Origin of the sequence: Desulfosporosinus shakirovi (assembly GCF_020595055.1) — a bacterium.
Lineage (GTDB): Bacteria > Bacillota > Desulfitobacteriia > Desulfitobacteriales > Desulfitobacteriaceae > Desulfosporosinus > Desulfosporosinus shakirovi.
Window position 1 is genome coordinate 24,635 of record NZ_JAJDOO010000024.1, and the last position, 25,688, is coordinate 50,322.

Sequence of the window (25,688 nt, forward strand, 5' to 3'; positions counted from 1 at the left end):
GTACACATTAGTATACATATATCACTCAAGAACTCTACAGTCTGTACTACTGCTGATGTTAAACACTGTCTACAAAAAGATACACTTATCAAAAAGTAGACATACTTTAATTCCCTTTTTACCTATCTATTACAACTTGTGCAATTGATGTTTAATTAGTTTCTTATATAAGCCTGCCCTGGACAAACCCAAGGATTTTGCGGCCTGGACTTTATTTCCATTGGTATTTTTAAGCGCAATAATAAGAGCATCCTTTTCCACTTCATTAAGAATCGTTTCTAACGTCCCTTCAACATAAGGACGCACATCATGACTAGCTATGATTTGCAGATAGCTTGGCAGATGCTTAAGTTCAATTTCAGTACCATCAACCATGTTGAAGGCCCTTTCAATAATATTCTCAAGCTCTCGGATATTACCTGGCCAGCGATGTTTCTTCAAAACGTCTTTAGCCTCATCTGTAATTCCCGTCACTGATTGAGCAAACTGAAGATTAAACTTCTTAATAAATGTTTTAATCAGGATTCCTAGGTCATCTATCCTTTCTCGCAAGGGTGGAATCGTCAAGGTTACTACGTTTAAGCGATAATATAAGTCTTCGCGAAATTGTTTATCTCGAATCATCTCCTCGAGATCGCGATTAGTCGCAGCAACCAACCGGAAATCAACTTTATGAGATTTGTTACTTCCTAAGCGTTCCACTTCTCGTTCCTGAATTACCCTTAACAGCTTAGCTTGCATACTCATTTCCATGTCCCCAATTTCATCCAGGAAAAGAGTTCCCCCATTAGCCAATTCAAACTTACCTATCTTTCCCCCTTTCCTTGCACCGGTAAATGCCCCTTCATCATAACCAAACATTTCAGATTCGAGCAGATTCTCAGGTATGGCGGCGCAGTTCACTTTAATAAAGGGACCTTCGCTGCGGGAGCTTTGCGCATGCAACAGCAGAGCAAATAATTCTTTCCCTGTCCCGCTTTCTCCTCTTAGAAGTACAGTCGATCCAGATTTAGCCACGCGCAGAGTAGTTTGTATCAAAGAACTCATCATACGATTTTTACCATGCAACAGCTCGAGAGCTGAAGAATTGTTCTCCGACACTGTCCTCTTATAATAGTCCAGTTCAGAACGCAGAGAATCAATCTTTTTGGTTAAAGCATAGAGCTCGTTAACATCTTTGAAAACAACCTTACCTAAAGCGCCCACGATTTTACCGTCCTGCATAATCGGAACTCTGCTAGCGATTATTTCATGTCCATTTAGATCATGTATGTATCCGTGCACTGGTTGGGCGGTTTCTAGTACTTCAGTAAATTTTGGATTATCGTAGATTTCAGTGATGGGTCTACCTACCAGTTCCTCTGGCTTTTGATCAAAAAAACTAGAAAATGCCTGATTCGTCATAGTAACAATTCCCTTTTTGTTCACCACGATGAGCCCGTCATAGGCTGTGTTTAGTACGACTTCAAGAATGCGTTGAAGTTGCTTGGTTTTCTCATGTTCGATTACTAAGCTGTCAAGGAAATTCTGCAGAATCGTAATGTCTTGAAATACAGCGACGGCCCCCACAAGTTCTCCATGAACATAGATTGGAGTTCGATTGCTTAATAAGATCGTATCATTAAGGGATAACCTCTGGGCTAGCTCAGCTATTCCAGTTTCGAAAACCCTCATTAACCCAGTTTCAGGGAAATGACTGGTGATAGGTTGACCAGTAAGATTGGTGACTGGAATCTTAAGGATATTAAAAACTGCTCGATTAGCGTACATAATCATACCTTGAGGATCAACAGCAATAATTGCATTATTTGTGTTATCTAATATTTCATCAAGGGTAACCGAAAAGTTTTGTCCCTCAAGCAACATTGGTCAAACCTCCTGCAATTTGATATTATCCAATAATTCGCCCCGAAAGAGATAATTCCTCCTTATTGACTATTCATCAAACATTAATGCTACTTCACAAAGCACCTCTTCAGTTGAAGAAGTGCTTTGTGCTATACCTTTTTTCTCATGCAGTCGGTCTGATTCTCTAAGCCCTCAGGTGCTTGGCCACAACAATTCTCTGAATTTGGTTTGTTCCTTCATAAATTTGGGTGATCTTTGCATCTCGCATATAGCGTTCAACTTTATACTCTTTGCAATAACCATAGCCTCCAAAAATTTGCACCGCATCTGCCGTCACCTTAACTGCCGTATCACTAGCAAACATCTTGGCCATCGAGGCTTGTTTACTGTAAGGAAATCCGGCCATCCTCAGAGAGGCCGCCTGGTAAACCAACAGTTTCGACGCTTCGATTTGAGTCGCCATATCTGCAAGCATGAATTGAATTCCTTGGAAATTACCGATGGCTTGTTTAAACTGCACACGTTCTTGCGAATAAGCTAATGCCGCCTCCAGCGCTACTTCTGCTATCCCCAATGCTTGTGCGCCAATCCCGATCCGTCCGCCGTCCAGCAGAGCCATCGCAACTTTGAAGCCTTGCCCTTCAGCGCCCAAAAGATTTTCTGCCGGAACTACAGCGTCTTCAAAAATTAATTCACAGGTTGCGGACCCATTCAGACCCATTTTTTCTTCTTTTTTCCCAACTTTAAATCCAAGTGTATCCTTATCGACCAGAAAAGACGATACCCCATGCGGCCCCTTCCCTCGATCTGTGGAAGCCATGACTAAATAGACGTCCGCATAGCCTGCATTGGTGATAAAACGCTTTGATCCATTGAGGATGTAGTGGTCATCTTTTCGTATTGCAGTCGTTTGCAGACTAGATGCGTCTGAACCGGCATTAGCTTCTGTCAAAGCGAAAGCTCCAATAAATTTACCGCTTGCCAGATTGGGAAGGTATTTTCTCTTTTGCTCCTCTGTTCCAAAATAAAGGATTGGAAAAGTTCCCACAGATGTATGCACTGCTAAGATAACGGCTGTAGAAGCACATCCTTTGGCGATTTCTTCAATAGCCAAAATATAAGATAAGAAGTCCGAACCTGAGCCGCCGTATTCTTCCGGGATAGGTATCCCCATCAGTCCAAGCTCACCCATTTTTCGAATGGTTTTTAAAGGGTATTCATGGGTTTCATCAGTGATCATTGCTAAGGGAACGATTTCCTCTTGGACGAAATCGCGCACCATCTTCTGCATCATTAATTGATCATCATTGAATTGAAAATCCATTCTCTCCGCCCACTTTCGATCACAATTCCAGACTTTGTCCTTACTCTTCGTACACTTCCAACATGATTGCATCCCCTTGCGCTGCCCCGCTGCAAATCGCAGCAATCCCAATTCCGCCCCCACGACGGCGCAATTCATAAATTAAGGTCATAATGACTCTTGCTCCACTCGCCCCAATGGGATGCCCTAAGGCAATAGCCCCTCCATTGACATTGACAATCGCCGGATCCCAGTTAGCAATCTTTTGACTTGTGAGGGCAACTGCCGCAAAAGCTTCATTGGCTTCAATTAAGTTAATATCCTGAATAGTCATGCCTTTTTGTTTGAGGAGTTTATTGATGGCCAGTCCTGGAGTTGTGGCAATATAGGCAGGTTCTTGTGCTACACTGGCATGCCCCAGTATTGTTGCCAGAGGTTTTTTTTCCATTTCACGTGCCTTTTCCTCACTCATTAAGACCATTGCACCAGCCCCATCATTTACCCCCGGGGCATTCCCTGCTGTAACAGTTCCATCTTTTAGAAAAATAGGTGGTAGCGCTGCAAGCTTTGCCAGAGTGGTATCTCGTCGAGGTCCTTCGTCTTTAGCAACGAAAAGTGCCTCCCCTTTTCGTTGCGGGATTTCCACCGCAGCAATCTCATCCACAAACTTTCCCTCTTCGATGGCCTTAGAGGCTAATTGTTGGGACCTCAGAGCAAATCCATCCTGTTCTCCACGTGAAATTCCATATTCTTCGGCTACAGTTGAGCCGTGTATTGCCATATGAACATTGTGAAAAGCACACCACAGTCCATCATTTACCATCAAATCTATCAGGCTGTCATTTCCCATACGATAGCCAAAACGTCCCTTTGTCAAAGCAAATGGTGCATTAGACATACTTTCCATTCCACCGGCAATAATAACCTCCGCGTCTCCTGCGCGAATGATGGTTTCACCCAAGGTCACTGCTCGCATTCCGGAAGCACATACTTTGTTGATCGTCTCTGAGGTCACTTCCATTGGGAGTCCGGCTTTGATACTCGCTTGCCGCGAGGGAATCTGTCCTGCTCCACCCTGGATAACCATTCCCATAAGAACATTATCTATCATATCTCCCTGAAGACCCGCACGTTTAAGCGCTTCCCGAATGACATGTGCTCCAAGATCTACCGCCGAAATATCCTTCAAACTTCCGCCCATTGTACCGAAAGGGGTTCTTGCTGCACTTACAATTACTGCTCTAGACATTTAATCGCTCTCCTTACTCATATTGCCGCGTTCCTCTCTACCAAAAATATTACCTCATTTTTCAGAATATTTTCCAAAATCTATTTTAACATTTCATTAAGTTTTAAACTAAATTCATTTTCTTTGCCGCTACCGTAAGTTCTTCACGAAAACTTGGGTGCGCAATAGCAATTAGCGCTTTTGCTCGTTGCTTAGCCGATTTCCCTCTTAACTGTGCTACACCATATTCCGTAACAACGTAGTTTACATCATTTTTCGAGGTCGTTATAGCCGAGCCTTGAGTTAAGGTCGGAGTAATCCGAGATATTTTCCCGTCCTTCGCAGTTGCAGGAAGAACAATAAATGATTTTCCACCCTTGGAACGATTTGCCGCCCGTACAAAATCTGATTGCCCTCCGGTTCCGCTGTAAGGGGTACTGCCCATGCTCTCAGAACAACATTGACCCAAGAAATCCACTTGCACGGAAGCGTTAATTGTGACTAAATTATCATTCATCCCAGCAAGGCATGGATCATTTGTAAAGTCCACCGGATGCATCTCCAATTGGGGATTGCGGTTCATGAAATTGTAGAGACGTTTTGAACCTAAAGCAAAAGTTGCTATAACTTTACCCGGCAAATAATTCTTACTTCGATTGGTTACTGCGCCGCTTTCAATTAGGGTTAAAATTCCATCTCCAAACATTTCCGTATGAATACCTAAGTCATGTTTATGAGTAAGTTGCATCACGACAGCATCAGGAATCGCCCCGAAGCCGATCTGAATTGTAGAACCATCATCGATTAAATCTGCCACATATTTACCAATCGCTTCCTGAACCGGACCAATGACAGGCAGGCCTACTTCTGTAAGCGGGGTTTGATCTTCTACAACGGCTGAAACTTGAGAAATGTGGACTAAACAATTTCCATTAGCGTAGGGAACATTAGAATTCACTTCCAGAACAATAGTACGTGCTTTTTGAATTGCAGCCATTGTATAATCTGTACCTAAGCTGATAGAGAAATACCCATGTTCATCCATTGGCGAGGCAAGAGTAAAGACGGTATCAACCGGAAGAAGTCCATCTTGAATCATTCTGGGCATTTCACTAAAATAACTTGGGATGTAATCAATCCATCCTTGCTGGCCTCCTGCTCGGGTTACGCCCCCTAAGAAATAGGCCACGTGGCGGACATGTTCGACTGTTTCAGGATCAATATATCCGAACTTTCTCAAAGGAAGAATCTGAAACACCTTGACATCATGATACTCCCGGCGATGCTCGGATAAAGCCGTCAAAAGCGCTGGTGGCTCTCCCACCCCTGTTGGTACCACAAGACAGTCCCCATTCTGAACCAGTTTGATCCCCTCTTCTACCCTTCGAAGCTTAGCTTGGTAAATTTCTTTAATCTTTGACATCTTCTCACCCCACGTATTTTTTTAGAATCTATATCCTTGACCCTGACTACTTGTAATCGGGATCCGTCTCTACTTCGCTGTGGGGGAGACTCCGACTCCGCCACCAGTGTATTTTTGGATAAGCGCTATGCGAAGTCAACCCTTCAGCGCTAGTATTTTGTTAATGTTTGTGCTTTCTTAATGAGAACTTGACGTAGTTTTTGATTCAACTACATCCACATGCTCCGCAGTCGACTTGTAAAAAGGAACTTTCGACATGAACCAATCGTTAAAGAGAAGCGGGATAATCGCCCAGAAAAGCCACACCAGCGGTTTGTTGGCATGATTAGAGTACTCAGGCTTCAGTCCTAATAAGGGTAAACATACAGAGTAATAAATGAAAAACTGGGCCACTGCAAGTATACCAACGATCCCGGTCCGAACAATCCATCCCACAACACTTCCCCATTTCTGAGGCCAATTGTCAAAGTAATGGTTCCAGATTAAAAATGGGAACAAGGTAAACCCAGCCAGTGTGGCAGTATTATAATAGCGCCATGCCAAGGACGCCGGCCCGTCCGATGCCTTCGGATCTACAGCCCCCCATACTGCACCCATTCCAAACATCAAAATTTTGACTGTCACATAGGCCATGACAATAATAGAAATAATAGCAACCAACCCACTCCAGGGTTGCTTTTTAACTAGGTGGAAGAGTTTCCCTGACCATACATTTGCCGTCATGAAAAGGTAAACAACCATCCACTCCCAGATTCCAACCACATAGTTCAAGTGCGGAAGACCATCAATTATTCCCCACCAAGGAGCTGCAGCTGCTAAAGGTTGCTTTAAAACCACACTTACGTAGAAGGGGAAGATAAGTGCGCCATAGGCTAAAAGCGTAATGACCGTGGTTAAAGACCACTCTGCCAAACCTAAGGCAGGTTGGGTCAGCTTTCCCCCCAAGGCCATTTTTTAAAGAGAATTGACCAAAAGGTATAGGTGACAAAGCCCATTAGGACAAACATCGTAATAGCTCCGCCAGCATATTCTCTGGCGTGTTCTATTGTTACACCTTGTGCTACTAAGGCTTCAACACTCCAAAGCGGAAGTACGAGCTTACCAAGAAAGCCTTGAAACACACCATAAATAATGGCATAGGTTCCTATGATATTAACCGCAATCATTACGATTCCTCGTGTTATTGGTTTAAACTTCTCAAAAGGCCAATTTCCAAAAACAATATGCTGCCAAGCACCAAACAAGATCATCCATGCTAAAAACTCAAGCATAGGGTGTTCATAGTTCGTAAAAATTCCTTGGGGAGATGATAATATAAACCAAGTTATCAGTGCGATGAGTAAAAAAGAAGCCGTTGATATAATACCTGTTAAGGGCTGAACCCAGCGAGCCTTCAATTGGTGATCCGACATTGACATACCTCCTAATATTTCGTTCTTAAGGCTCAATCCTTCAAATTAACAATGCCATCATTGTTTTCTTTAGGCATTCCTCCCTTTGTTTATGGATAGAAGTGTTGTCCTATAGATATCAGAATATACTTAATTATCTGCAATATTTATGCCATACCAAATATTCTGAATTTTACGTCAACACTTTGCCCTTCTATCAAGGATTTCTGAAGTTTGTGCATAGGCTAATTACAAAAAAACCGATCCGATACATGTGCACATTTGTTTACACTTTATGGCGTAAGGTCATATGGTTGCTTCCATTTCCTGACCTTGATCAATATCTACTTTTTGATACATGTATTCTAAAGTGTACACTTATTAAATAATGGTAAATAACAATTATAACTTTTTCCCTTTTGGTCGATACAAATGTCGATTCATTTGAAAATTCTACGGAATATTTATGGATTAAAAAACTATCCTCCGACAAACGCAGGAGCACAGGTGCATAGTGCCAACTAAAGAAACTTAGCCGGACAGATGCCATTGGCACAGGCGGCAACCCCAGTTGCACTTATACTGGTGAAAAGCACTTAACATTAACTATATTTTCTGGCTAGTATAATAAAAAAGACGGCAAAAGCCGTCTTAATTAGTTACTTTTCTTACTTTTTCACTTTCGTTGCTTCAACATATCGCTATAAATATAAACTAATTCTTTGTCAAACAGTGATCGCTTCATATCCACAGCTAATGCCCTAACTCGTTTGAGCATCTCATTGGCGTCTTCATCCGTCATCTCTTTGCCATACTCATTCCAAAATTTGGCCTTAATTGATGCGGTTCCCGAGTGTTTTCCAATCACGATCTGCCGTTCGAGTCCAACATCCTCAGGACTGAACGCCTCGTATGTGCGAGGATTCTTAAGTGCTCCATCTGCATGAATTCCCGACTCATGGGCAAACATGTTACTTCCAACGATCGATTTCCATGGTGGAAGCATCCGCCCTGAAGCCCGGGCAACATATTCAGAAACCTCAACAAATCGCTCTGTTGCAAAGCTCAGATCCGTATCCAGTAAGTGTTTTAACGCCATAACAACTTCTTCTAAAGCGGCATTACCGGCACGTTCCCCTAAGCCATTTACTGTTACACCAACATGCGTCGCTCCAGCCTTTACTCCAGCAAGAGCGTTAGCCGTTGCCATTCCGAAATCATCATGGGTATGCATCTCGACGTCAATGCCAGCCTTTTCAACTAGGATTCTAATTTTATCATAGGTTGCAAATGGATCTAAAATCCCTACTGTATCACAATAGCGCAAGCGATCAGCGCCCGCCTTTTTTGCTTCTTTTGCAAATTGTATAAGAAAATCCATATCTGATCGGGAAGCATCTTCCGCATTAACGGAAATATACATTCCTTCCCGTTTGGCAAAGGTCGTTGCCTTAACCATCCGTTCTAAAACATCCTCTCGAGTGGTCATGAGTTTATGTTCAATATGAATGTCTGAGGTAGAAATAGAAATCGCTACGGCATCAACACCACAAGCCAGTGAGGCCTCAATATCTGAAATTACGGCCCGATTCCAGCCCATGATGCTTGAATTTAATCCTAACTTTGTAATATCACTTATTGCTCGCTTTTCATCTCCGCCCATGACCGCGACTCCGGCTTCAATCTGATGAACTCCTAGCTCATCGAGTAACCGAGCTATGCGTAATTTCTCTTGATTCGAAAAAACAACGCCGGCGGTTTGCTCGCCATCACGCAAAGTAGTATCAACAATGGTTAAATGTCTCAATTAGCTCACCCCTCTTCATCGACTCAAAAAAAACAAATTACTTGTAAAAAAATATCAACATCATATTTAATTATACTACCATAATACCCCAAAAGTTTGAAGGTGGTCTAATTCCTTATACTGTATACTTGATACTTGAATTTGATTTTCGTGGATTATGCTTTATGGCTCAATATCCTTTATGATAAGGGCTTCTCGTAAAAGAGAAGCCCTTATCATAAAGCTTGGTTAAGATAGTTTTTCTTTGAGTAATTTATTGACCAGACCCGGATTAGCTTGTCCCTTGGTCGCCTTCATGATCTGACCCACGAGAAACCCGATTGCTCGATCTTTTCCCGCTCTGAAATCCTCTACTGATTGAGGGTTAGCTGAAATTACGTCGTCGATTATTCCAAGCAGTGCACCTTCATCACTGATTTGGGCAAGTCCTTTTTCTTTGACGATAACCTCGGCGTCCTTCCCTGTACTGTACATATCTTCCAGAACACTCTTAGCGATTTTACCGCTAATCGTTCCTTTATCAATGAGCCCGAGAAGCTCCGCTAATTGAGGTGCTGAAATCGGAGAATCAACTACATTGCACTGATTTGTATTGAGTAAACGAGTAACATCTCCCATAACCCAATTTGCCAAGGTCTTGGCATCCCCATAACTCGAGAGAGCCTCATCAAAAAAATCCGACAAAGCTTTTGATTGCGTGATAACCCCAGTATCATAAGCTGACAATCCTAAGGCTTGTAACCGAACACGACGTGCCTCCGGGAGCTCGGGAAGCATTTTACGGATTCTTTCCACCCATTCTCGATCAATAACTAACGGTGCCAAGTCGGGTTCAGGGAAATAACGGTAATCATGGGCTTCTTCCTTGGAGCGAAGGGTTAACGTGACCCCTTGTCCTTCATCCCAAGTCCGAGTCTCCTGAATCACCTTTTCACCTGCGTCTAATACTCTGGACTGACGTGCTATTTCATATTCCATGCACCGTCGCACTGAACTAAAGGAGTTCAAGTTTTTCGTTTCCGTTCGTGTTCCCAGGGTTGTCGCTCCCATGGGTCGCAAGGAAACATTAATATCAAATCGTACTGAGCCTTGTTCCAAACGACAGTCCGAAACTTCCGTATACTCCAAGATCTGAACTAATTTTTCCAAATAAGCCAGCACTTCAGGAATTGAGCGCATATCAGGCTCTGACACGATTTCCAACAGGGGCACACCAGCTCGGTTATAGTCTACCGAAGACTCATTAGAAGTTGTAATGGTATCCCCGCTATGCACAAGCTTACCGGCATCCTCCTCCATGTGGGCCCGAGTAATTCCAACCCACTTTTTCTCCCCCTCCACTTCAATCTCTAAACCGCCTTTGCCACAAATCGGCAAATCGAACTGGGATGTCTGATAATTTTTGGATAAATCCGGGTAAAAGTAATTTTTACGGTCAAACTTAGAAAACTCCGCGATTTCACAATTCAACGCTAATCCAGCTTTGATCGCGTAATTAACCACTTCGCGATTTAAAACGGGGAGAGTACCTGGCATTCCCAGACACACCGGGCAGACATGGGTGTTTTGCTCTCCTCCGAACTCAGTTGTACAGCTGCAAAAAATCTTTGTCTTCGTTTGAAGTTCGACGTGAACTTCCAACCCACAGACCATTTCATATTTATTAGCGACTACCACAAGTCAGCACCTCCCCTGACAGATTTGGTTTTAACGAGTGATAATTCGTGTTTTGCTCAAAGGTATAAGCTACACGGTACAACGCCCCTTCACCAAAGGCTTTACCCATCAGTTGCATGCCGATCGGCAGGCCATTAACGAATCCCGCAGGAATAGAAATTGCCGGAATACCCGCCAGGTTAATCGGGACGGTCGTAATGTCAGATAAGTACATAGCCAAGGGGTCTGCAGATTTCTCCCCAAATTTAAATGCTGGTGTCGGAGCCGTCGGGGAAAGCAGAACATCAAACTTCTCAAAGGCCTTATCAAAATCCTGCTTAATCAGGGTTCTAACCTTTTGTGCTTTAAGATAATAGGCATCATAATATCCTGAACTCAAGGCATAGGTTCCAAGCATGATTCTTCGTTTTACCTCCTGTCCAAAACCTTCAGCCCGAGTCTTCTTGAACATACCTAAGACATCGTCAGAATCAGCCCGATACCCATAACGAACGCCATCATAACGAGCTAGATTAGAGCTCGCTTCAGCAGTAGCAATCAGGTAATACGCCGGAATTGCATATTCCGTATGAGGTAAGGAACATTCAGCTACTTCTGCCCCCAGATCAATCAGGGTTTGAATCCCAGCTTTAATCCCTTTTGCAACATCAGGATCAATTCCATCCCCAAAATACTCACGGGGAATCCCGATCTTCAGACCTTTAATGTCGTTAACCAGAAACTTCGTATAATCGGGCGTTTCATAGGGAACTGAAGTAGAATCCAGTGCATCATAGCCGGCAATCGCATTCATCACCAAGGCATTGTCTCGTACGGTTTTAGTGAAAGGACCAATCTGATCGAGTGAGGATGCAAAGGCTATTAAACCCAACCGTGAGACCGCTCCGTAGGTGGGCTTCATTCCCACCACTCCGCAGAACGCGGCCGGTTGGCGGATAGATCCCCCCGTATCTGAGCCCAAGGTAAAAGCTGCTTCATCCCCTGCTACAGCAACAGCAGACCCTCCTGAAGATCCCCCTGGGACACACTCTAAATTCCAAGGATTCCGCGTCTTGGTAAAATAAGAATTCTCCGTCGACGAACCCATGGCAAACTCGTCCATGTTCAGCTTACCGAGAAGTATGGTTCCCGCAGCCCGTAGCCGATTTGTGACGGTGGCATTATAAGGAGGAACAAAATTCTCGAGCATTTTGGAAGCACAGCTTGTCCGAATCCCTTCTGTGCACATATTATCTTTCAGGGCCATGGGAATACCCTCTAAAGGTTTTAGGGCTTCCCCCTGGGCGATCTTTTGATCAACCTCAGCCGCTTGAGTCATAGCTTCATCTTCTAAGACGGTTAAATACGCTTGCAAATCGGGATCCACTGCCTGTATCCGGTCTATGTATGCTTTAGTCAATTCTGTGGAGCTTATATCTTTATGAACGAGCAGTTCATGCAGTTCACTGACTGACTTTCCTATACTCACTGATTCCAACTTCGCAATCTCCTTTCCAAGCTAAAACTAAGTCAAACTAATTTTCGGTACTCTAAAGAAACCCTCTTCCTCATCAGGGGCATTCTTGAGGGCTTTTTCATGATTAATCGAAGGTCTCACTTGGTCCTCGCGCAGTACATTGTGCAAAGGAACAGCGTGAGCCGTTGGCAGCACATCGGTCGTGTCTAATCTCTCCAACATGGCCGCATAACCTAAAATGGAGTTAAGCTGCTCAGTATACTCTTGAGTTTCCTGTTCAGTTAACTCTAGGCGCGCTAATGCCGCTACGTATTCAACGTCTTCACGTGAAATTGACAACTTATTCACCTTCCCTTGGATAGTTTGTTGCTTTATCCTCTATCATAACAAATATAGGGGAAGGGAGCAATAAAAACCACCTACTTTCCGCGGCAAGAACCTTATAGGCATTTAAGTTCTTAATCTGGGATTATGTTCCTTTAGAGATAAAGATGATATACTTTCACATGGAGGTGATTGTCTATGGGAGGCAACCCAATACAATTTGATTTCACGATTTTAGCTACAGTCTTTTCCCTTTTACTTCCCTTACTCTTCATCTACTTTATGGTAAGTGCAATACGTTTTTTTAAACAAAAAGAAGCAACGGATAAAGAGCTATTACAAAAGCTGGATGAGCTAATCAAGTTACATACTCAGCAAACTGAAAACAAAACGTGAAAGAGACCGTAACGAAACTTGAGATTTTTTCAAGCTGGTGGTGCGTTATCCCAAAATAGAGGACTGTACACCTTTGAAGTGGTGAACAGTCCTCTAATATATCAGGGGATTACAAATAGAGAAAGGATGTAATAAACTGGAAAAAAGTTTCATTACATCCCCTTTCATTAATTAATGCTTAAGCATCTCTTCAAATTCCTCTTCGCTCAAAATCGGCACTCCCAACCCTTGAGCCTTGACAAGCTTAGAGCCAGCCTTCTCTCCAGCAATGACAAAAGCCGTCTTCTTACTAATACTGCTCGCTGCTTTTCCACCATACTCCTCGATGAGTGTCTCAATCTCTCGCCGTTCCCAACGTTCCAGCGAACCAGTCACCACGATGCTTTTACCCGCGAATATCTGTGGTTTAGTCGAAGTTCCAGCGGTCATATTTACACCGGCTTCACTCAATTTAGTTAAAAATTGCGCCGTACTCTCCAACTTGAAAAACCGAACCAAACTTTCTGCCATCGCAGGCCCGATATCTGGGATCGCTTGGAGGTCCTCAAGAGTTGCTTCCTGCAGTTTTTCCATAGAGCCAAAGGTCTGAGCCAAGATCTTCCCTGCTTTTACTCCCGTATGGCGAATGCCCATGGCGAAAATCAACGGTGCCAGTCCTCGCTCTTTGCTGTCTTCAATTGCCTTCATCAAATTTTCCGCTGATTTTTTGCCCATCCGTTCCACCGGAGTCAAATCATCGAAGGTTAATGAATACAGATCGGCGGCATCCTTGATCAACCCAGCCTCTAGAAGCTGTTGAACAACCGCAGGTCCTAACCCATCAATCCCCATGGCATCTCGAGAGACAAAATGAATTATCCCCTCACGTTGTTGAGCCGGGCAAATGATACTTTGACAGCGGTAGGCCGCTTCCCCTTCCTCTCGCAAAACAGGACTCTGGCATTCTGGACAGAGATCCGGCATTTCAAAAAGCTTTTCCTCGCCGGTGCGTTTTTCGGGCAGGGCTCGGACAACCTCTGGGATCACATCCCCAGCTTTATGTAAGAGTACATGATCTCCGATAAGGATATCCTTTTCTCGAATGTTATCCAGATTATGGAGTGTAGCGCGGCTCACTGTAGACCCTGCTACGGTAACAGCTTTAAGGGCCGCTGTAGGTGTCAAGACTCCCGTCCGCCCTACTCGGATGATGATATCTTCAATGACCGTTTCAACTTGCTCTGCTGGGAATTTATAAGAAATCGCCCAACGGGGGCTTTTTGCGGTAAAGCCAAGTTCCTGTTGAAGGTCAAATTCATTCACTTTAATTACTAAACCGTCGATATCATAGGGGAAGCGATGACGCTCTGTTGCCATTTGTTCACAATAAGCAATGACCTCTTCAATATTGTTAAAAACTTTATATTCAGGGTTTACAACAAACCCCTGTTCTTTTAAATAGGTAAGCACATCTATTTGGTTATATAAACCCAATTCGTTAGCCGATAAAACTTGATAGGCAAAATAGTCAAGTTTGCGCTCAGCTGTGACTTTCGAGTTCAACTGACGTAATGACCCTGCTGCTGCATTACGAGGATTAGCAAAGGTGGATTGCCCTTCTTCTTCACGATCTTGATTCAAACGAGCAAAAGAGGCTTTTGGCATATACCCTTCTCCCCTGACACTTAACCTCGGAACCGTCTTGTTCAAACGCAGAGGAATCGATCCCACGGTTTTGACATTAGCGGTAATATCTTCTCCTACAGAGCCGTCTCCCCGAGTGGCTCCACGAACCATAAGCCCATCCTCATAGGTCAGGGCAACTGTTAAGCCATCGATTTTGAGTTCTACCACATAGTCCACTGAGGCAGATACTTGGCCTACTCTTCGGTCAAACTCACGCAAATCTCCCGGGTCAAATGCATTGTCCAAACTAAGGAGGGGTTCCAAATGCCGCACTTTCGTGTACTCTTTGGCTACCGCTCCCCCAACGCGTTGAGTCGGAGAATCCGGAGTAACCCTGTCTGGATGCTTGACCTCCAAGTCCAGAAGCTCACGCATGAGAGCATCGTACTCCGCATCCGTGATGCGGGGCTGGTCTAATTCATAATACTGCTTATTGGCCTCTTCCAGAGCTTTACGAAGCATCGCTATGCGCTCGAATTCATCCTGCACCGAAATTCCTCACTTCCAACGTAAATGTGACTTAATTATAATTCATATGACAAGTCTTTAAAAGTAAATAACTAATTCATACTATTCTTTCCATGATGCCGCTTACTAAATCATTTATCCACCTTAATAAAAAGGCGACTAAAACTTATAATTTTTTTCTTTATTGTTTCGCCAACCCACAAATAGAGGATTATTCACCAACCAAGTGGAGAATAATCCTCTATTATCCTGAAAATCACTAAACAAAAAGGGGTGTAACAAACCTTCAAACAGTTAGTTACATCCCCATTAATTCACTCTCTGATTCGGCGAAGTTATTAGGAAATAATAATTAACCTTGGAAATATGTTGTCATTTGTGGAACAACTTGCTTCTTACGGGAAAGAACGCCTGGCAGCGCAACGCTTCCATTGACAATCTCTTTACCGAAGGCTTTAGCTACTTCTTCAGGGTTGTCCCCTTTAACGATCAGCTCTGTGTGATCAGTTAAAATATCTGTAATCATTAAGCAAAGATATTTCATTTCCTGAGCTACACGATGAGCTTCAATAGCAGCGGTTAAGTTTGCCCGAACGTCTTCAAATCCTTCCATTCCCATGAGGCTGACTTGTCCGACACCAATTTTGTGTGATCCCATGGTGAAGGCTTTGAGGTCCTCTTCAATCATGCTTTGTGGGGTACGCTCTGCAATGTTGGAAGACGCTTTGAACATATCAATACCAAAGGTTTTAGGTTCAACTCCAGCAATAACCGCTAATTCAGCAGCGATTGCCTTATCTTCCTCAGTGCAAGTTGGGGATTTAAAGATTACTGTATCAGAAAGAATAGCTGCGAGTAAAATTCCAGCAATTGCTTTTTCAGGAACTAAGCCAGCTTCCTTATAAGCCTTAGCTACAATTGTGCATGTGGAACCAACAGGCTCGATGCGGATATGGATAGGATCAGAAGTTTGAAGGCCACCGATTTTGTGATGATCGATAACTTCGATAAGTTTAGCTTGGTCTCCGCCAGCAACCGCTTGGCCCCACTCATTGTGGTCAACGAGAACTAATTTTTGACCTGCTTCTACGGACTCTAAGACCTGAGGAATAGCTACTCCATAAAAATTAAGTACATACTCAGTCTCTTTATTGAGTTTTCCGGCTGAACAAGGAACAACATTGGCTGTCCCCGTGAGTTCTTTCAACTTAGCCAAAGCGATCGCTGAGCAAACTGAATCTGTATCTGGGCTTTTATGACCAACAATATACATTACATCAGACATATTTAACACCTAAACCTTTCTCTTCTTCAATTTTTGAAATGCACCATGGGATAAAAAATGTCTCACAGTTTCGTTAACTTGGCATACTCAGCCATTAATTTCTTGATTCCACTGTCAAAAACAATCGTCAGTTCTGCCTGATTTCCTTCTCCCTTAATGGAGACAATAATCCCTCGACCAAACGTCGCGTGTTCCACTTTTTCTCCTATATGATGCGCCTCACCCCCTTTAATAACCACTTTACTTCCAAAATCCTTTTCCCACGACCCCGAACCCAAAGGAATGGTTCGATCTGACACAGCATTCCGTCTCCCTGCCGGTTTAGACGGAGCAGCAGGACGACGTTTTGGCGGATCAAGCGGGTCAATATCCGTCATTAATTCCGACGGAATCTCCATCAAAAAGCGAGAGGGTTGATTGTATTGCGTCTTACCATAGAGCATCCGCATCTCTGTATTACACAGGTATAATTTTTCCCTCGCTCGAGTGATGGCGACATAACAAAGTCGGCGTTCTTCTTCTAAAACAGCCGGTTCCACGAGTGAACGGCTACTGGGAAAAATACCATCTTCCATACCAACGACAAAAACAACCGGGTATTCCAGCCCCTTCGCACTGTGCATGGTCATTAAAGCTACAGCTTCTTCAGCTTGGTCTAATTCATCTATATCAGCAACTAAAGAAACCTGCTCTAAGAATCCGCTCAGGCCCGGGACAGCCTCTTCTTCAGCCCCATCATTTAAGGCATTTTGAGCGGCCAAAGTTGCTTTCGCATCATACTCAGCCGTTACGGAGAGAAATTCCATCAGGTTTTGCAGACGCGTCTCCGCTTCGGGTGTATCTTCCGCCTCCAAGATCCCTTTGTACCCTGTCTTGCTCAGAATCTCCTCCACCAAATCAGAGACACTTGACTCTCGGGCAAAACTTATCAAACCCTGCATCAGGTGGGCAAAGGCAATTAAGGGTTTCTTAGCACGTGTCGTCAATTCCGGAATATACTCAGCCTCCAAAATCGCGTCCAGCACAGGCATTCCTTGTTCATTAGCATATTCTAAAATCTTTTGCAGAGTGGTGTCTCCCAGACTGCGTTTAGGCACATTAAGCACACGGGCAAAGCTCACTTGATCAGCAGGATTATAGAGGACTCGCAAATAAGCTAAGATGTCCTTGATCTCCATACGCTGATAGAATTTCAGCCCTGAGAAAACACGATAGGGCGTAGACTCCTTCATCAGACGCTCCTCCAGAGCTCGGGATTGGGCATTCGTCCGGTAAAGAATCGCGAAATCATTAAAGGGGCGACCTTCCAGCTCATGTAAGCGTTGAATGCGATTAACGACATAGCTGGCCTCATCTCGCTCATCAGCCCCAACATAACACACCACAGACTGTCCCTCGGAATTTTCAGTCCAGAGTGACTTTTCTTTACGTGATTCATTATTACTAACCACTGCATTAGCTGCATTAAGAATCTTCTGGGTCGAACGATAATTTTGTTCCAATTTTATGACTTTCGCTTCCGGATAATCCCTCTCAAAATCAAGGATATTTTGGATATCCGCCCCGCGCCATCCATAGACGGAATTGTGCACCACAACTCCTTCACATACAAATTGTCTAAATTCTGGAACAGAGAGATCATAAACATACCCGTCATAATCTTCAACTTCGACTGCCTCAATAGTATCTTCAATAATCTTGCCACTCTCATAAATAGGCACACTCATCGTAGGTCTGAAATGAGCAAAAGGCATAAAACGAAAACTTTCACCATCTGTTAGCCTTGCCTTCTTATGGATCTCCAACCCATCTTCAATTTGAGCGAGCTTTTTAGCATACACATCTGCTTCGTCATAGACCACTCTTTCTGTTTCGGTTCTCCATGTATTTCTCTGTCCATTACGAACTGGAAAACCGTATCCTGCGGCTTGGCGTTTAAGTTCTTCACCAGAAGTAATTAGCGCGATTCTGTGACTGCAATAATTAGTCGCTCCTGATTTTCTCCCCGCAAAGAAATTTACATTAACAATCCTTCTGACGGATTGGCCCCTAATCACTGCGTTGCTGAAATGGTGTGGGTATTCTTCAAAGATCATATGATCTTTCATTATCTTAGTAGCTGCTAGGCCGGTGTTAACTTCTCTAAATAACTTATCAATATATTCCTGACCAATCACCAGTTTACGTCCAGCAGTGTGAAACACCATCGTCGGAATTCCATAAGTGACAGAAAGCAGTTGTTCATAATAAGCAGCTTCCGCCTTGTCTATGCAAACCTTTAGAATCCACATTTTATCTGCATGTTCGCCATTTAGACGAACGAATAACCCGTTGACTATTTCGCCCTTCCTGCTTCTTACTCCTTGAGTCTGACCAATTCGGTATCCTGTGCCGCGTTTATACATTAAATAAACGTAATATACGCCTGGATTAGAGTTAACTCTGGCAAAACCTATATGATTGGGAGTGGCTTTAATCACTTTACCTGTTTGGGTCGTAATTTTTATCACAGGCCCCTGGTAGTGTTGCTTTGAAACATGATCGACGGTTCCTTGTATCGTTTCTCCTTGACCAGAAGCGCAGATAAGAGTTTGATTCACTTCGACATCCTCAATGGGAATAGTCCCCTGAGGAGTACTCACATGCATACCTTGGAGAATGCATTGATCATCATCTCCCACCACGCAGAGATTGCGATATTCGCTGGCCAAAAGTTTAATCAGCATATACTGTGCATGGTTCGTATCTTGGTACTCATCCACCATAATATAGCGAAATTTATCCTGATAGTACCGATAGACATGGTCGCTTTGCTGAAAGAGCTGGACCGTGAGCATGATAATATCGTCAAAATCAAGAGCATTATTACTCTTCAGTCGTTTCTGATAAGAACGGTAAATATCTACAACTTTTTGTTCAAAATAACTGGCAGCCTTATAGGAAAACTCTTCAGGATCTTGCAGCTTGTTCTTAGCATCACTTATAACCGCCGCAACACTCCGTACTGGGAATTTCTTTTCGTCATAATTTTGTTCTTTTAAACAGGCTTTGATGACTGACTGTTGATCTCCCGTATCGTAAATAACAAAGTTTTTAGTATATCCTGGCAGATTATCAATTTCACGCCTCAAAATGCGGACACATGCAGAGTGAAATGTCGTGACCCAAAGTCCATATCCCACACTGCCCAGCAAGGTGGTCACTCGTTCCCGCATCTCTTTTGCCGCTTTATTGGTAAATGTAATTGCTAATATTTTGCTGGGTTCTACTCCCTGAGCAATCAAATGGGCAATTCTGTAGGTTAGAACTCGAGTCTTCCCCGATCCTGCCCCCGCCAAAATTAGAAGCGGTCCTTCTCTATGCTCTGCAGCTTCCCGCTGCATAGGATTTAAATCATCTAACCGGTACAAGACCACTTCACCTCACTTCTTGTGCTTATTATAACATACTGTACGTCCTGCTGTAGCTCGATTTGCTATCAGTCATGTCTTCTTTAAGATATCACAATAATTATTTGTTATACCAAAAGGTAATGGACGCCATAAGGGAACTTATATTATAAGCCATTCGAACACAATTTTGAAATATTACCTCCTCTACAGAGTATAGGAACTTCTGGTTTTTCATTTTTAAGGAAAAATATGCAAGAAAACCGGTGTAAAAACAAATAATATGCCGAAGGAAGGTGGCGTGAAAGGGCAAATGACACTACCCCTCTCGAAAATAAAATATAGCAACATAAATAAGGTTAATGGAGACTTGCCTCTATTAACCTTATTATTATTTCCCTCACTTAACCATTAAACCACAACCTTAAAATCCAGTCCTTTCAGAAATTCTTGCTGAAATTCCTTCTTATTAGAAAGTTCCACATGCTCAGCCCGCCTAGAAAGCAAATCCGCTCGAGTTCTCTCTTCCGTCGATATCAAGGCCATTTTTGCCCCATCACCAGCAGCATTCCCAATCGTCACAATCTGTTCCAGTGGCAAGGACGGCAACAATCCAATTCTTACAGCACTTTCCTTCCTAATATAATTGCCAAAGGCTCCGGCAAGCAGGACTCTGTCGATTTCCTGTGGAGCAATTCCCATTTCCCGACATAGAATCATAATCCCAGCCATAATGGCCCCTTTTGCAAGCTGCATTTCCCGAATATCTTTTTGGGAAAGTATGATATCCTCCCCTGTGGCGGAATCATCCCCCCATACCAGCACAAACTCGCTTGCCCGTGGGGTTTTGCGCAACCGGTCGCGCACCGGGGCGGGAAGCTTCTCAAGTACAGATCCGCTGGCATATCGTCCTGTAGGGGTAATAACCCCAACTTTATGCATTTCGGCGATAGCATCAATCAGGCCGGAGCCACATATTCCTCTTGGCTTGCCCCCAGCGATGACATCTAATTCAATATCCTCAGAAATCAGCACACCTTCGATAGCACCCTCTGCCGCACGCATACCATATTTAATCTCCGCCCCTTCGAAAGCAGGCCCCGCCGCAGCCGAACAGGTTAAGATTCTATCCTTCCCACACAGAACAATTTCTCCGTTCGTGCCTATATCTACAATTAGGCTGACCCCGGGTAAACGATCTGCTTGTGCCGCTAACATAACTCCTACCGTATCTGATCCAACATAACCAGCCACATTGGGAAGCATAATAACCGTCCCAGCGTCTAAAATTCTCAGTCCCAACTCCTTCGCTTGTACTTCAACCGATCTACTAAAGACAGGTATAAACGGTGCCGGAGCTAAATAAGTCGGATCAATTCCGAGAAACAGGTGAGCCATTGTTGTGTTGCCCACAGCTACAGCCTGGTAAATTTCCGCCCTGCTTATTCCGCTTTCTTGGCATAATCGCGCAATAATTGCATTGAGTCCTTCGACCACCTTTTCTTGTAACTCTCTCAATTGGTCCGGACCCTTCGCTGCGTGAGTAATCCTAGAAATGACATCAGCACCGAAGGCCTGTTGGGGATTTGTCACTGCACCACTGTTAATAACCGTCCCCCTGTTCAGATCCATTAGATAAACGACAATCGTTGTTGTCCCGATATCAACCGCCGCTCCAAAACAACGCCCGGAGGTATCACCTGGTTCCACTCCTAAAAGTTCATCTCCATCTAACACTGCCGTCACCAAGAAATCTCCCTGTCGTAATACCCTTGGTAAAGAAGCCGCCAATGAACGGTTGAAGTCAATCCCTGAAACCGGCAAAGCAGCCAGCAGCCGATCCCAGTCTGGAGTCTGATCCTCCGCACTTGGCTTAGTCAATTTTATCGGATACTTTCCTACACTTGGTGTTATAGCAGCGTGCCCTATACCAACAAAATCCGTCTTCCGCTTGTAGACATCCTTTTGTTCTTGAACTTTAACAACCGTATCCTCAGTTAAGACCTGTTGACAGGCTAAAACTTCTCCAGCTGATAATTCGGAAGCACTTAGAAACTTTTTTTGAACCAGCGACACTTGAGCTGTTAGAGAAGAGTTCTTTGACAGAACTTGAACTTTGCATTTACCACAAGTCCCTTTACCGCCGCAAGTGCTTTCCACTTGCACCCCAGCGACACGCGCGGCTTGCAGAATAGTAGATCCAACTGGAGTCTGAACAACTTTTCTTGATGGTAAAAAAGTGATATTAATCATCTCTAGCACTCCTTCGTTAAAGCAAAGCACTGTTCCAGCAACCGTTCCATTATTATTTTAAAATTCCCCAATACATTGCCCATAAGGCTTTGGCATTTGAGTTTGAAACTTAACTTGCTTTATTTAAAACTTGCTGAACAAAGGACTTTTTAGAAATCCGAGTCCAGACCACCAGACTTGCGGCGGCAAAAACTATATACATAAGCCCCATTACCAGAACTCTATTTTCCCAGTCTAATGAAATAATGATCATCCCGATGCTGCCAAATACTGTAAAGGCAAAAGTCATAAGTGATACAACTGCTCCAGTATCTCCCCTTTGCTGCTCCATCATGAGATTAGCACTTGGAGGGCGGGTGATGCTCCCCGCCAGGGTTGCAGGAATTAATGCCAAGGTAAATAACCAGGGGCCATGAATCCCAATCGTGCTTATAAATGCACCGCTTATGCAAGCAATAACAAAGCTTGCCGTGATCAGCCAAACAGGCTTAACCAGCCTGGATATCTTCATATATAGCAAGGGACCCATCACCATGAAAAAAGCATTAGCTGCAAAAAAATAACTGTAAACCTGTTCACTTAAGCCAAATTGGTTTACATAAATATAGGATGAAGATGAAATGAAGGACATCATAGGGATTGCCATCAGGGAAAAGGTAAGTAAAAGGGACATAAATCCTGGGTTTTTAGCGACAACTCCTAAACTCCCTAAGGATTGCAGGATACTTCCATTAGACCGCTGGTCAATGGTTTCTTCCAGAGCAATCACTGCAAGGGTAACTAAAAGACCCATAACTGCCAAGACCATAAATACCCCGCGCCATGAAGTAACCCTTAGGATCAATGCCCCAACTACCGGGGCTACAATTGGGGCAACCATGGTCATTGAGGTAACTATAGCCAAAACAGATACACGTTTGCGTCCGGAGTAGCAATCCTTTACCATTGCTTGTGCAACTGCTGTAGCCGCCCCACTGGCAATTGCCTGTATAATTCGAAACCAAATTAGTTGATACACGTTTCCGGAAATAGCGCACAAAGCACTAGATAAGGTGTAAATAGCTAACCCTATAAACAAAATCCGTTTGCGTCCGTATTTATCGCTGAGAGGTCCCCAAAAAAGGGAGCCTGCAGCATAAAAGATAAAGAACAAAATCAGTGTAAGATTAATTAAACTGGGAGCAGCATTAAAATTTTCAGCCATCCGTGGTAAGGCTGGAAGGTAAAGATCGGTTGACAAAGGAATAAACGCACTTAAGAAGGCTATTAAGACAATCAGACCTTTTTCCCCTAAATATTTTTGGCTTTTCTGATTAACTTCAACGATGTTAGTTTTCATTGTTCTCTTGACTCCATTCTAATGACGTTTTTAATATGTTTTAGTTTACACCTTAAGGCACTCAAATGAAAGCCAGACTAGGAGGCACCCAAATCGGGCACCTCCTAATTGAGGGATATACGAAAAATAAATCGATCATGCAGATACATCCACTTTTTACTCCAAACCAGTTTGCAAGCGAACCAGCCGAAGGATGAGGAGCACTATCATTCATGAGAATCCTCCTTTGTCCTTTTGCTAAAAGATGAGTAGAGGCCTAAAAGGCCTCTATTCATCTTTGATTAAATCTCAGCAGCTCTCCCTTTTGCCGCTTATGCAACAACAGATTTATAGACTAAAGATTTCTTCGGCAACTTTAATTCCATCCGTAGCTGCTTGAGCACTGTAATCTGCACCTACATAGTCTTTGATAATATCATCAATATAGTTACCGCCAATCAGAACCTTGGTGTTTAATCCTGCAGCCCGAATAGCCTCAATCGTTTCTTTCATGGATTCCTGACAGCCCGTTAATAGAACACTCATCCCAACTAACGGGGCATTTGACGCCTTAATAGCCTCAATAAACTTTTCCTTCGAGACATCCACTCCCAAGTCTATAACATTATATCCAGACCCTTTGAGGAGCATCACGACAATGTTCTTGCCTAGATCATGGATATCTCCTTTGACGGTCCCCATGACGATACTCCCTTTATACTCTGCATTGCTTCCAATTAGGAGCGGCTCCAAAATAACCATAGAATCCTGCATAATTTCACCGCACATAATCAGTTCACCTAAGAAATACTCACCGGTTTCAAATCGACTGCCAGCCTCAGCCATACCTTGCTGGAGCGAATTAACAATTTCCAAAGGCGAAACTCCACTATCTAAACGTTCCTTAACCAACCCCGCTACCTGCTCCTCTTCTAATTCAGCAATTGCAATCGATAAAGCATCTGTTAGCATATATCCCCACTCCTTTTGATCGATATTTCTGCCATTATAGTCTCTTAGCGATTTGACTTTATATCTCTGATTTCAAAGTTTTCATAGTTTCCGTCTTAGCGTTGCGCCCAAAACCAAATAAAATTATAGGCAAAATCATCGAGCTTTTCCCATTCTTTTTTTGTAATTGCCTCATTACCGGGGAACTCACCAATCTCCGCCTTTTTAACTTCCCATGGAACACACACACCAGGATCAGGATTTAATGTTTTTTCTTTTTCAGACATTGATATACCCCTCCTATCCTATTAATAAATGCCGTATTTTCTAGCTGCTTCGATCATAGCAATCGCATTTTCTTTCTTAGCATCCCCCATGACAACTCCACCTGTATCCAAGATAAATCCTCCATCATAGGCTAATTCATCGAAGGTTCTCTTAATATGTTCTTTTACTTTTTCCGGGGTGCCATAGGTCAACAGAGTCGTAGGCACTCCGCCTTGCAGGCAGAATCTCCCACCCAAGATTTTCTTAGCTTTTTTAGCATCCGTAGTGTCAATCTGAAAAACAATGCTTTTATCCGGCAATTCCAAAATCTTCTCAAGATAGGGAGTCCAGTCCCCTTCAGCGTAGAACAACATTCTCTTCCCCTTAGCCCACATTCCCTCGATTGTAGCCTTTAAGGATGGCCAGTAGAAGGTATCCCATTGTTTAGGATTGAGGAACGGATAGGCTCCACGATGAAGCGGCGCAAAACAAGGGAAACGAGTGTCTGCTCCAGGTCCTGCCAAACCGCAATTAACATTATGGGGAGTGATTGCATCACAGGCAGCTAAAACTTTCTCCGGCCGGCGACGAAGGTCTAAAAGGACCCCTTTCATTCCTCGTAAGGCATCACCCAAAGTGTCAAAAGGCGCTTTAGTAAACCCTGTTCCTTGTCCGACAATTCCGTTTTCCACGGTCCATTTACCCCAAGCAGCAGCCATAATTCCACCTTGCATGGCAAAAGCGGCCGCCCCTTTGATTAAGGCCACAGTAGATCTATAGGAACCGGGATTCTCTAATTCCGTACTAATATTTGGCAAATAGTGATTTACAAGCCATTCCGTAGGACTGGCAATAAACTCGTCGTAATCCTCTGCTTTCATGTACTCTTGCTCATTGAATTGGAAGGTTGAGTTTTCGTCCACCCCTATGCCTGGAAATTTATACAACTTAGAACCCATTGCATCAAACATCGGAGGCCACCATAATGCAGGACCACCCTTGAAAATATCAAAATCTAAGCCCGGTAACATCTCACTTACAACGTCAGTACTCTTATCGAGGTCATAATAAATCTCTTGGAGTGTGGTCCCTGTGTACTTAGTAATCCATTCTCCAACCCCAAAGGCTACGGGAACCATATCCGGTTTTCCACAATCCATGGCCGTTATGTAGCGCTCTAATCTCTTTTGATAAAGCATTTCCTTTTCGTTCATACTGATTTCCCCTTCCTGCGTTCTC

At 43.6% G+C, this 25,688-nt stretch carries 19 protein-coding genes; 1 reads left to right on the top strand and 18 read right to left on the bottom strand.

The window, feature by feature from the left end; genetic code table 11:
• Window positions 1-129: 129 nt before the first annotated feature.
• The 10 genes from LJE72_RS17940 to gatC form a co-directional block, all read right to left on the bottom strand.
• Window positions 130-1,866: a sigma-54 interaction domain-containing protein gene (locus LJE72_RS17940; protein WP_229249306.1), complete on the bottom strand. Its 1,737-nt coding sequence runs from the start codon at window positions 1,864-1,866 to the stop codon at window positions 130-132.
• A 166-nt stretch (window positions 1,867-2,032) separates the two neighbouring features.
• Entirely contained in the window at window positions 2,033-3,172 is a 1,140-nt protein-coding gene (locus LJE72_RS17945; RefSeq protein WP_229249385.1) for an acyl-CoA dehydrogenase, read from the bottom strand.
• Between the two features lie 40 nt (window positions 3,173-3,212).
• Window positions 3,213-4,400 carry an acetyl-CoA C-acetyltransferase gene (locus LJE72_RS17950; RefSeq protein ID WP_229249308.1) on the bottom strand — a complete coding sequence of 396 codons (1,188 nt, stop codon included), beginning with the start codon at window positions 4,398-4,400 and terminating at the stop codon, window positions 3,213-3,215.
• Window positions 4,401-4,503: 103 nt separating this feature from the next.
• Entirely contained in the window at window positions 4,504-5,802 is a 1,299-nt protein-coding gene (locus LJE72_RS17955; RefSeq protein ID WP_229249310.1) for an acetyl-CoA hydrolase/transferase family protein, read from the bottom strand.
• Window positions 5,803-5,979: 177 nt separating this feature from the next.
• Complete coding sequence (locus LJE72_RS17960; protein ID WP_229249317.1) at window positions 5,980-6,753, bottom strand: hypothetical protein; 774 nt, start codon at window positions 6,751-6,753, stop codon at window positions 5,980-5,982.
• On the bottom strand, window positions 6,732-7,214 hold the full coding sequence (locus LJE72_RS17965) for a hypothetical protein (RefSeq protein WP_229249319.1): 483 nt from the start codon (window positions 7,212-7,214) through the stop codon (window positions 6,732-6,734). The genes LJE72_RS17960 and LJE72_RS17965 overlap by 22 nt, the downstream gene beginning before the upstream one ends.
• Before the next feature lie 655 nt (window positions 7,215-7,869).
• A complete protein-coding gene (gene nifV / locus LJE72_RS17970; protein WP_229249320.1) occupies window positions 7,870-9,000 on the bottom strand; it encodes a homocitrate synthase in 1,131 nt (376 codons plus the stop codon).
• A 228-nt stretch (window positions 9,001-9,228) separates the two neighbouring features.
• Window positions 9,229-10,677 (bottom strand): Asp-tRNA(Asn)/Glu-tRNA(Gln) amidotransferase subunit GatB, encoded by a 1,449-nt coding sequence (gene gatB, locus LJE72_RS17975; RefSeq protein WP_229249322.1) that lies wholly within the window; start codon window positions 10,675-10,677, stop codon window positions 9,229-9,231.
• Complete coding sequence (gatA, locus tag LJE72_RS17980) at window positions 10,664-12,154, bottom strand: Asp-tRNA(Asn)/Glu-tRNA(Gln) amidotransferase subunit GatA (protein WP_229249324.1); 1,491 nt, start codon at window positions 12,152-12,154, stop codon at window positions 10,664-10,666. The genes gatB and gatA overlap by 14 nt, the downstream gene beginning before the upstream one ends.
• 27 nt (window positions 12,155-12,181) lie before the next feature.
• Window positions 12,182-12,472: an Asp-tRNA(Asn)/Glu-tRNA(Gln) amidotransferase subunit GatC gene (gene gatC / locus LJE72_RS17985; RefSeq protein ID WP_229249326.1), complete on the bottom strand. Its 291-nt coding sequence runs from the start codon at window positions 12,470-12,472 to the stop codon at window positions 12,182-12,184.
• Between the two features lie 183 nt (window positions 12,473-12,655).
• Here gatC and LJE72_RS17990 point away from each other — a divergent pair, with 183 nt between their 5' ends.
• Window positions 12,656-12,853: a hypothetical protein gene (locus LJE72_RS17990; RefSeq protein ID WP_229249328.1), complete on the top strand. Its 198-nt coding sequence runs from the start codon at window positions 12,656-12,658 to the stop codon at window positions 12,851-12,853.
• Window positions 12,854-13,024: 171 nt separating this feature from the next.
• Here LJE72_RS17990 and ligA read toward each other — a convergent pair whose 3' ends face one another.
• The 8 genes from ligA to LJE72_RS18035 all read right to left on the bottom strand — a co-directional run bounded on the left by ligA (window position 13,025) and on the right by LJE72_RS18035 (window position 25,663).
• Complete coding sequence (gene ligA, locus LJE72_RS17995) at window positions 13,025-15,007, bottom strand: NAD-dependent DNA ligase LigA (RefSeq protein ID WP_229249330.1); 1,983 nt, start codon at window positions 15,005-15,007, stop codon at window positions 13,025-13,027.
• A gap of 331 nt (window positions 15,008-15,338) precedes the next feature.
• A complete protein-coding gene (locus tag LJE72_RS18000; RefSeq protein ID WP_229249332.1) occupies window positions 15,339-16,271 on the bottom strand; it encodes a manganese-dependent inorganic pyrophosphatase in 933 nt (310 codons plus the stop codon).
• 62 nt (window positions 16,272-16,333) lie between these two features.
• The gene (locus LJE72_RS18005; protein WP_312038944.1) at window positions 16,334-19,681 is read right to left on the bottom strand and encodes a UvrD-helicase domain-containing protein; all 3,348 of its coding nucleotides are present in this window, start codon (window positions 19,679-19,681) and stop codon (window positions 16,334-16,336) included.
• Window positions 19,682-20,071: 390 nt separating this feature from the next.
• Window positions 20,072-21,913 (bottom strand): ASKHA domain-containing protein, encoded by a 1,842-nt coding sequence (locus LJE72_RS18015; RefSeq protein WP_229249339.1) that lies wholly within the window; start codon window positions 21,911-21,913, stop codon window positions 20,072-20,074.
• Between the two features lie 109 nt (window positions 21,914-22,022).
• The gene (locus LJE72_RS18020) at window positions 22,023-23,252 is read right to left on the bottom strand and encodes a multidrug effflux MFS transporter (RefSeq protein ID WP_229249341.1); all 1,230 of its coding nucleotides are present in this window, start codon (window positions 23,250-23,252) and stop codon (window positions 22,023-22,025) included.
• A gap of 327 nt (window positions 23,253-23,579) precedes the next feature.
• A complete protein-coding gene (locus LJE72_RS18025) occupies window positions 23,580-24,203 on the bottom strand; it encodes a cobalamin B12-binding domain-containing protein (protein ID WP_229249348.1) in 624 nt (207 codons plus the stop codon).
• A gap of 95 nt (window positions 24,204-24,298) precedes the next feature.
• The gene (locus LJE72_RS18030) at window positions 24,299-24,469 is read right to left on the bottom strand and encodes a hypothetical protein (RefSeq protein WP_229249349.1); all 171 of its coding nucleotides are present in this window, start codon (window positions 24,467-24,469) and stop codon (window positions 24,299-24,301) included.
• A 21-nt stretch (window positions 24,470-24,490) separates the two neighbouring features.
• Window positions 24,491-25,663, bottom strand: coding sequence for a uroporphyrinogen decarboxylase family protein (locus LJE72_RS18035; protein ID WP_229249350.1), 1,173 nt, complete (start codon window positions 25,661-25,663; stop codon window positions 24,491-24,493).
• Window positions 25,664-25,688: the final 25 nt, after the last annotated feature.